General features: G+C 51.3%; 3 protein-coding genes. 2 read left to right on the top strand and 1 reads right to left on the bottom strand.

Annotated elements, in window-relative coordinates:
- Both D6694_00430 and D6694_00425 read left to right on the top strand, forming a co-directional pair.
- On the top strand, window positions 1-991 hold a 991-nt coding region (locus D6694_00430; GenBank protein ID RMH48542.1), incomplete at its 5' end, for an IS701 family transposase.
- Window positions 992-1,043: 52 nt separating this feature from the next.
- Window positions 1,044-1,427 (top strand): response regulator, encoded by a 384-nt coding sequence (locus tag D6694_00425; GenBank protein RMH48541.1) that lies wholly within the window; start codon window positions 1,044-1,046, stop codon window positions 1,425-1,427.
- A 21-nt stretch (window positions 1,428-1,448) separates the two neighbouring features.
- On the opposite strand, the gene D6694_00420 is transcribed toward D6694_00425, so the two are convergent.
- Complete coding sequence (locus tag D6694_00420; GenBank protein RMH48540.1) at window positions 1,449-1,688, bottom strand: sensor histidine kinase; 240 nt, start codon at window positions 1,686-1,688, stop codon at window positions 1,449-1,451.
- Between the last annotated feature and the right edge of the window lie 89 nt (window positions 1,689-1,777).

Raw genomic sequence — 1,777 nt, 5'->3', positions numbered from 1 at the left:
TCCACCAAAGGTCAACGAGTCCGACTACATCAACTTTCTGATAGCGGCGCAGAAGGCATATAGCTGCACCGAAGCCGAACGAGTGCAACCAGAGTCCACGAATGCGGTGGCTCATGATGCCATTACCCGGTTGTTGCATCGCATAGAACCCTCAAGCGAGCAACTGTGGCAAGAAGCGCAGCCACAAGTGCAGTTGAATCAGGGGATTTTAGTGGTGGATGATTCGACGCTTGACAAGTGGTATGCCGAGAAGATGGAATTGGTTACCCGGCACTGGTCGGGTAAGCATGGACGGGTGGTGCAAGGCATCAACCTGATTACCCTGCTGTGGACCGAAGGCGACCGTCACATTCCATTGGACTATCGGTTCTACGAGAAGCGTGTCGATGGAGCAACCAAGAACGACCACTTTCGCTCGATGCTGGCAGTCGCCAAGCATCGGGGATTTGCGCCTCGATGTGTGGTGTTCGACGGCTGGTACAGCAGCCTGGACAATCTCAAGCTGATTCGAGGGTATGGTTGGACTTGGTTGAGTCGACTCAAGCGAAATCGGCACGTCAACCCCGACAAGAGCGGGAATCGTCCCTTACATGAAGTTGAGATTGCAACCACAGGAAGCGTGGTTCACCTCAAAGGGTATGGATTCGTCAAAGTGTTCAAGATTGTTGCCCCAAACGGTGACATTGATTACTGGGCGACCAATGACCTCAACTTGGGTGAACTGCAACGGCTGCAATTCGCTGAGTTTGGCTGGGCGATTGAGGAATACCATCGTGGACTCAAGCAATGCTGCGGTGCCGAACGCGCTCAGGTTCGTTCCAGTCGTGCCCAGCGCAATCATATCGGTCTAGCAATTCGCGCCTTCCTACGTCTGGAACTGCATTGGTTCACAACGGGCATCAGTTGGTACGAGGCAAAGTTGGCGATCGTGCGGGATGCAATTCGCGCTTACTTAGCCGCTCCCCGCTTCGTTCTAACTCCAACTGCGTAACTCCTGATGAAATTCGGTTGTTCATTACTTTGCATTGTTGCGTAGGAATTCTATGGCTCCCCGACAAGTGTTGCTGATTGACGACGAAGCCGCGATTCGCACCATTGCTAAGGCCAGCCTGCAATTTACCAGAGATTGGAATGTGTTGACCGCTGCGTCTGGAGAAGAAGGTGTGGCGATCGCCCAATCTCATCAGCCAGACGCAATTTTGCTGGATATCAAAATGCCCAAAGTGGACGGACTGGCAACCCTGCAAGCCCTCAAGGCAGATGCTACCACTCAGCAGATTCCCGTCATCCTGCTCACCGCCACCGTCAGAACCGCTGCCCAGCAACAATATGCACAACTTGGCGCAAAGGCAATCATTCTTAAACCATTTGATCCGTCCCATCTAGCCAGTCAAATTGAAGCTATCCTAGACTGGAATACCCCATAAATCTGCAACAAGACTGCAATTTTATGATTGAATGGGAATCTCAATCACCCACTCTGCACCCCGATCTGGCTGAGAGCGGCAATACAATTTTCCACCGTGCTTTTCAGTGATGATTTGGTGGCTAATCGATAACCCTAGTCCCGTACCCTTGCCAGAAGGCTTGGTGGTAAAAAACGGGTCAAATAGTCGCTGTTGCACCTCAGCATCGATCCCTTTACCATTATCAGCAATACAAATCTGCACCTGCCGATCCAGGGCTATTTCATTCTAAAAATGGACTTCAATTGTTTGAGGCTAAACCCACAGCGACGCTGTGCCTGAGCCATGTTATTGAACCCTAAGTCTCGATA

The organism is Gammaproteobacteria bacterium (genome assembly GCA_003696665.1).
Taxonomy (GTDB): domain Bacteria; phylum Pseudomonadota; class Gammaproteobacteria; order Enterobacterales.
The sequence above is the reverse complement of the archived record's forward strand: the minus strand, read 5'-3'. Positions and strand labels throughout refer to the sequence as shown.